Here is a 7248-nt window from a genome sequence, read left to right on the forward strand (position 1 = left end):
AGGGGGTGCCGGGCCGGGTGCCGCCAGCGGGCCCTCCATGCCTGGTGCGCCCGTGCCTGGTGCGCCCGTGCGCGGTACGCCCGTGCGCGGTGGCACTACGACCCCGCTGGGCGCCGGGAGGTCCGACGGTCGGCGCGGGCCAAGACGACGGCCACGACCAGGTAGGGCACGCTCGCCGCGGCGAACAGCGGCCCCGGAGCCGCCCAGGTCGACCCCACCGCGTAGCCGGCGAACACGGCGACCGCCCCCACCTCGGAGCCGACCGCCGCCATCGAGATGACCGTCGCCCTGACCCGGTCGGGGATCACCGCCTGCAGCCGGGCGTCGGCCGTGGCGATCGCCCACTCGAAGATCCCAAACGCGACGGCGACGCCGACGGATCCCGCGGGACGACCGCTGATCGCCCCCACGGTCAGGCAGACCGCCGCGGTCGCAAGCAGCATCGGCATCCGCGCCGCCCCCGGCCCGTGAACCAGCCGCCCACCAAGCCCCCGGCCGACACGAGCAGCACCCACAGCGCCACCTCGGCCGCCGGGGCACCCGTCGACGCGACGAGAAGCGGAACGTATTCGTCGAGCGCGGTGAAACCCGTGACGACCGCCACTACCACTAGGGCCCGGCGCACCGCGGGCACCCGTCCCGCCTCGGCCAGACCCGTCCGCCACACCGCCGCGAAGCCCCGGCCGGTCCCCGCATCGCCGTTCCGATCGCCGCCGTTCCGATCGCCGGGCCGGCCGCTACCAGTCTCGCCGCGCTCCCCGGCCCTTGCGGCCCGCGCCGTCCTCCCGCTTCTTCCGTCAGGGCCGAACTCACCGCCACCAGAATGATCATCTTTGCAGTGATCAGGGCCGTCCAAGTAGTCGGGGCCGTCGAGGTGTCCCCGGGAGTCGGGTAGCGACGCCCCGAGCGGTACCCCAAGCAGGACCACGGCGACGCTGGCGATTCCCACGGCTCGGTAACCACCGATAGCGATGACGGGGGACGCGAGCCCGGTAGCGACGAGGACAGCGGCCGAGGCGAAGGATCGCGACCGGCCAATCAGCCTGGGATAGGCGGCGACCGCGTCCAGCCGGGTCAGTTCGGTGTAGACGACAGCCTGGAGCGTGCCCGACCGTAGTGCGCTGCCCGCCCCCCAGAACACGAACCCGGCGGCAAACGCCGCAAAGCATGGCTTAAACGTCCACAGCGCGAAACCGAGTGCCGCCAGCGCCGGACCGATCATCAACAGCAGCCGCCGAGAGACCGTATCCGCCCACAGCCCGGAGGGGATCTCCAGGAGGGAGGACGTCACCGACCACACGATGAACAGCGCGGAAATCTCCGCCGGCGACAACCCGGCGTCGACGAACAACAGCGGGTACACCGGGTAGAGCAGGACGAGCTCGTCGCAGAACGCGTAGGCGTACAGCCGGCGCGCGAGCCCGGACTCAGGTGCGGATCAACATCGCCAGGCCATATTTCCCAGCCTAGCGCCGCAGCCGCGAAGTGGGCTACCCCGTTGCGTAGCCGGAGGCCGGCGAATTTGGGGGACCTGAGGACGGTCTGCGGGCCCTGGACCGTGCCTTGCTCCCCATAACGTGGCCGCCGCGCGATCAGGCGGACCCGTGTCCGGGACCCGGCCAGGTCGACGCGACGGTCAGGCGTCGAAGAGATCGCTGACGGACTCGCCGTTGTGGATGCGGCGGATGGCCTCGGCGAGTGCCGGGGCAACCGTGAGGATCTTCAGCTTCGGCACCCGGTCCCCCGCCGGAATCGGCACCGTGTTCGTGCACACGATCTCGGCGACCTCGGGCTGGTCGCCGATGCGCTTAAGCGCACCCGCCGCGAACAGCCCGTGCGTGCACGCCACCCGCACCGACCGCACGTTCAGCTCACGCAGCCGCTCGAGCAGCTCGAGCACGGTGCTGCCCTTGGCGATCTCGTCGTCGAACACGATGACGTCCCGGCCGGCCACGTCACCGATGACCGTGCTGATGCTGACCCGGTCGTCGGCGAAACGCTGCTTGGCCCCCGCCGCCACCCGCACCCCGAGCATCCGGGCGAACGCCGCCGCTTCCTTGGCGTTGCCGAGGTCCGGGGAGACCACCGTCGTGTTCGACAGCTCGTAGCGGCGGAAATGCGCGGCGAGTTCCCGCAATGCATGCAGATGATCCACCGGCACGCTGAAGAAACCGTGGACCTGCGGCGAGTGCAGGGTCATCGCGAGGACGCGGTTCGCACCCGCGGTGACGAGCAGGTCCGCGACCAGCCGCCCGCCGATCGAGATCCGCGGCGCGTCCTTCTTGTCCGAGCGGGCGTAGGCATAGTGCGGCAGCACGACCGTCGTGCGCGCCGCCGACGCCCCGCGCGCCGCGTCCAGCATCAGCAGCAGCTCGACGAGGTTCTCCTGCACCGGTGCGACCAGCGGCTGGATGAGGAACACGTCGCGTTCCCGGCAGTTCGCGGGAAGCTGGACCTCCAGGCAGTCGTTGGCGAAACGCTGCACCCGCACCCGATGCAGCGGCACGTCGAGGTGTGTGCAGATCTCCTCGGCGAGACTCGGATGGGCACTGCCGCTGAAGACGGCGATGTCTCGCACGAACCGCTCCTTGTTCCCTGTTCTCGGTGTCCCCGGGGTCTCTGTGTGTCCCCCGGGTCCCGGCGTGTCCGGTGTCCCGGTCGATGTCCGATGGACCCGCCCGTCCCGGATGGTACCGACCAGACGCCGAGTCATGCCGAGGTCCCTAGCGCCTCCCGGATCGGCACCCGAGTCCCGCCGCGCTTCACCGCATTGCCGTACACCCGCCCGGCCAGCCAGACCAGGGCCCCGATCAGCGCGAGCGTCAGCGCCATCGCGACCACCACCTGCCACCCCGCCACGCTGCCGATCCCGATCACCATCGGCATCAGGACCGGCGCGAACAGCGGAATCATCGCCAGCGCCAGGATAAGGCCGCTGTCCGGCGACCCCGGAAGCACCGAGATGCCCAGCACGTACGGGACGATGATCAATAAGATCATCGGCGCCGTGACCCCGCCGGCGTCCTCCTGCCGGGACACCAGCGCCCCGGCGGCCGCGAACAGCAGCGCATACACGGCGAACCCGAGCAGGTACCACAGCAGCGCCAGCGCGACCGATCCGATCGCGATCCCGGCTGGGATGTCGAGCTGCCCGGTCGCCAGGCCCAACGACACGCCGATCACCCCGATCAGCGTCAACTGACCGAGAGCCACGGCGCCGATCCCGATAACCTTGCCGGCCATCAGCTGCCACGGGCGCACCGTCGCCAGCAGCAGCTCCACCACCCGGCTGGTCTTCTCCTCGATCACCCCCTGCGCCACGGCCGGGCCGAAGATCAGCAGAGACAGGTAAATCAGCCCGCCGGAGAACAGGCCGAGCAGCAGCCGGGCCCCGTCCCGTTCCGAGGCCGGCCGCAGGGCGCTGACCTGGACCGTGGCCGCGGACACGGCTCGCCCCACGACGGCCGGATCACCACCGAGCCCCACGACCTGGCGCTCGAGCGCGACCTGCCGGGCGGCGAGACTCAACACCGACGCCAGCCGGTCGCCGAGCTCCTTCTTGACGACCACCCGGTAGACGGCGTTCCCCGCCGCGCCAGAGGCCGCAACCACGCGGACGAACGCGTCGACGTCACCGTCGAGCACGGCCCGCTCGCCGGCCGCCCGATCCGCCACCGCACGAACCTCGACGTCCTCGCCCAGCGACCGGGCCGCAGCCTCGACCGTCGCCGCCTGCCGGGAGTCGACCGCGGTCAACGCGATCCGGCTCGCCGACGAGCCGCCGGTCAGGGACATCAGCACCACCATGGCGCCGATCCCGAGGACGAACAGCCCCGTGGTGATCTGGAAGGCCCGCGACCTGGTCCTCGTCACGATCTCCCGCCGGGCGATCAGCCGGATCACCCGGCCCGACCCCTGCGCCGCGTCATCCGGCCCCCGCACGCTCACGCCGCGTTCTCCGGGAACGCCCCACTCCCCGGCTGCTGCCCGGCCTGCACGACGACGTTACGGAACAGCTCGGTCAGCGACGGCCGGCGACGACGGAACTCCCGCACCGGGCCCGTGGCCAGCGCTGCGCGCAGCACCGCCTGGTCGTCGGCACCCGCGGCGAGGCCCAGCACCGTCCGCGGCCCGTCCCGGTGACGCACGACGACCCCCGGTATCCCGTCGGCCCAGCCCGGCGGCGCCGTCGGCGCGTCCACCACCACCTGCAGATCACCGCCCGCGCGCAACTCGTCGACCGAACCGCAGGCGACTATCCGGCCCGCCCGCACGATCCCGACCCGGTCGCACAACCGCTCGACGAGATCGAGCTGATGGCTGGAGAACATCACCGGAACCCCGGCGGCGCGACGCTCCCGCAGCACCTCGCTCATCACATCGACGGCCACCGGGTCCAATCCGGAGAACGGCTCGTCGAGTATCAGGACGACCGGATCGTGCACGAGCGCGGCGGCCAGCTGCACCCGCTGCTGGTTACCGAGGCTGAGCTTCTGCACCTCGTCGTCCAACCGGCTGGACACCCCCAGCCGCTCGGTCCACCGCGCCACTGCGCGACGGGCCGCCGCCAACCCCATTCCGTGCAGTTGCGCGAGGTAGACGAGCTGCTCACCCACCCGCATCCGCGGGTACAGGCCGCGCTCCTCCGGCATGTAGCCGATCCGGCGGCGGGTACGCAACGTCAGCGGAACGCCGTCATAACGCACGACCCCGGAATCCGCCGCGAGCACCCCGAGGGCGATACGCATCGCCGTCGTCTTCCCGGCACCGTTGCTGCCGACGAACCCGAACAGCTCGCCGGCCCGCACCTCGAACGTCATCGACTCCAACGCGACGACGTCGCCGTACCGTTTCGACACCCCGTCGATCTCGAGCCGTCCGTCGCCCACCTGCACCACCTTTCCACTCCACGGCGTTCCGGGTAACGGTCAACCGTTGCCCCTGCCACGGGCTTCTCCGGCAAGGAGATTCTCTCCACCAGATGCTATTGGCGGTGGTTTTCATGATTGATTTTATACGGTGCGACGATGTCAACACCGTTGATTATCAGGGTGCGCCCGGAGGAACGAACGGCAGGCCGGCGGGTGTGCCCTCGGCGAGCAGGCGGCGCAGGGCGCCGGTGTCGAGATGGTCGGCAACGAGGTCACCGAGGGCGTCGAGGCGGCGCTGCCGGACATCGGCGAAACGCGTGAACGCCGGGACGAACGAACGCCCCGCGGCCGTGGCCACGTCGGCGAGATAGGCGCGACGGAACGCGTCGTTCTCCAGCACTCCGTGCCAGCTCGTGCCGGCGACCGCGCCGACGCGCACCCCGTCCGCGGCGAACGGGGCGCCGTCCGGATGGTCCTCGACGGTCAGCCGCCCGTGCCGGATCTCATAGCCGGTCAGCGGCCGGCCGGCGGCATCGGTGGCCGCGCGGCGACCGAGCAGCTTCACCGGGTCGAACGTGGTGATGACCGGGAGCAGGCCGAGACCCTCGACCTCACCCGCACCCGATTCGACGTCGTCACGGATGCGACGGCCGAGCATCTGGTAGCCGCCACAGATACCCAGCACCGGGCGGGCGGCGGCGGCGCGCTCGGCGAGGGTCGCGGCGAGACCGCGGCGACGCAGCCAGCGCAGGTCCTCGACGGTGGAACGGGTGCCCGGCAGAATCACGAGGTCGGCGTCGACGAGCTCGTCCGATCGGGTGGCCAGGCGCACCGCGACCCCGGGCTCGGCGCGCAACGCGTCGATGTCGGTCACGTTCGACAGCCGGGGCAGCCGGATGACGGCGACCCGCAGCACCTCCCGCCGACCGGCGTGCGACCCGACTGCTGTCCCGGGCCCGGGGGAAGGCTCGGCATCGGGCTGGGGCTCGGCATCGGGGAAGGCGGCGAGGTCGAGGGAGTCCTCGACGTCCAGCCACAACCCCGCCTTCCGGGGGACGACGCCGTGCACCGGCCGGCCGGTGAGCCGTTCGATCTGGCGCAGCCCGGGTTCGAGCAGCCGGGCGTCGCCACGGAACCGATTGATCACCCAGCCGGCGACCAACGCCTGGTCGGCCGCATCGAGCAGGGCCAGCGTGCCGAACAGGGCGGCGAAGACCCCGCCCTTGTCGATGTCGCCGACCACTATCACCGGCAGGTTCGCGGCGCGCGCCAGGCCCATGTTGGCGATGTCGGTCGAGCGCAGGTTGATCTCCGCCGGGGAACCGGCCCCCTCGCAGATCACCGCGTCGAACCGGCCGCGCAGGTCGTCCAGGCACTCCAGGACGATCGCGGCCAGCCGTTCCTTGTACGGGCGGTAGCCGAGCGCGTCGACCTCGGCGACCGGGCGGCCCAGCACGACAAGCTGGCTGTGCCGCTGACCCCCCGGTTTGAGCAGCACCGGGTTCATCGCTGCCTCCGGTTCCACACCGGCCGCCACTGCCTGCATCGCCTGGGCCCGGCCGATCTCCGCACCGTCGGCGGTGACCGCTGAGTTCAACGCCATGTTCTGCGCCTTGAACGGGGCGACCCGCACCCCCTCCCGCGCCAGCCACCGGCAGATCCCCGCGGTCAGCACACTCTTGCCGGCGTCCGACGCGGTCCCGGCGACCAACAGTCCCCCGCTCACCGGCCGCGCTCCCTCCCCCCGAATCCAGAGCGTCCGGATCCGGTACCGAGGCCGAGGCCCACCCGCGAGGTCAGGACGGAGGCGACCAGCCGCGCCACCGGAACCGCCGCCGTCAGCGCGACACACACCACGCTCACCGCCGCGGACAACCGGGCCGCGGCAGCGACGTCCGCGCCCTGCGGCCGCCGGCCGAACCCGAGCTCCGGCCGGTGCTCGACGCGGTAGGGGTAGCGCAGCTCTCCCCCGAGCCGCAGCCCCAGCGCCCCGGCGAACGCGGCTTCCACCATCCCGGCGTTGGGGCTGGGATGCGACCGGCCGTCCCGGCGCATGACCCAGTACGCGTCGACCGCCGAACCGCCGACGACCGGGGCGCACGCGCAGGTCACCAGCGCGCACACCCGCGCCGGGAGCAGGTTCGCCAGATCGTCGAGGCGCGCCGCCGCCCAGCCGAAGCGTTCGTACCGGGGGCTGTGGTGCCCGATCATCGCGTCGAGGGTGTTGATCGCCCGGTAGGTGACCAGGCCGGGCAGTCCGGCGAGCGCCCCCCACCACAGTGGGGCGACCAGCGCGTCGGAGGTGTTCTCGGCGATGGACTCAATCGCGCCGCGGGCGATCCCGGCGGCGTCCAGCGACGCCGGGTCGCGTCCGCAC

The 7248-nt window shown here is 71.9% G+C and carries 7 protein-coding genes; all 7 read right to left on the reverse strand.

Going from position 1 to position 7248, the window contains the following annotated elements:
- Window positions 1-95: 95 nt before the first annotated feature.
- A complete protein-coding gene (locus ACY45C_RS16680) occupies window positions 96-443 on the reverse strand; it encodes a hypothetical protein (protein ID WP_462188497.1) in 348 nt (115 codons plus the stop codon).
- Window positions 413-1363, reverse strand: a complete 951-nt coding sequence (locus tag ACY45C_RS16685) for an MFS transporter (protein ID WP_462188498.1) — start codon at window positions 1361-1363, stop codon at window positions 413-415. The genes ACY45C_RS16680 and ACY45C_RS16685 overlap by 31 nt, the downstream gene beginning before the upstream one ends.
- 273 nt (window positions 1364-1636) lie before the next feature.
- Window positions 1637-2578: a ribose-phosphate diphosphokinase gene (locus ACY45C_RS16690; protein ID WP_462188499.1), complete on the reverse strand. Its 942-nt coding sequence runs from the start codon at window positions 2576-2578 to the stop codon at window positions 1637-1639.
- Between the two features lie 131 nt (window positions 2579-2709).
- Window positions 2710-3948, reverse strand: coding sequence for an ABC transporter permease (locus tag ACY45C_RS16695; RefSeq protein WP_462188500.1), 1239 nt, complete (start codon window positions 3946-3948; stop codon window positions 2710-2712).
- A complete protein-coding gene (locus ACY45C_RS16700) occupies window positions 3945-4889 on the reverse strand; it encodes an ABC transporter ATP-binding protein (RefSeq protein ID WP_462188501.1) in 945 nt (314 codons plus the stop codon). Before ACY45C_RS16700 ends, ACY45C_RS16695 begins: the two co-directional genes overlap by 4 nt.
- A gap of 157 nt (window positions 4890-5046) precedes the next feature.
- Window positions 5047-6597 (reverse strand): cobyric acid synthase, encoded by a 1551-nt coding sequence (locus tag ACY45C_RS16705; RefSeq protein WP_462188502.1) that lies wholly within the window; start codon window positions 6595-6597, stop codon window positions 5047-5049.
- The coding region (locus ACY45C_RS16710; RefSeq protein ID WP_462188503.1) for a CobD/CbiB family cobalamin biosynthesis protein at window positions 6594-7248 on the reverse strand (655 nt) is incomplete at its 5' end. The genes ACY45C_RS16710 and ACY45C_RS16705, both read right to left, overlap by 4 nt.

Source organism: Frankia sp. CcWB2 (assembly GCF_977927585.1).

Coding starts and splice junctions, on each gene's coding strand:
- ACY45C_RS16680 (WP_462188497.1), bottom strand. CDS start 443: ATGCTGCTTGCGACCGCGGCGGTCTGCCTGACCGTGGGGGCGATCAGC.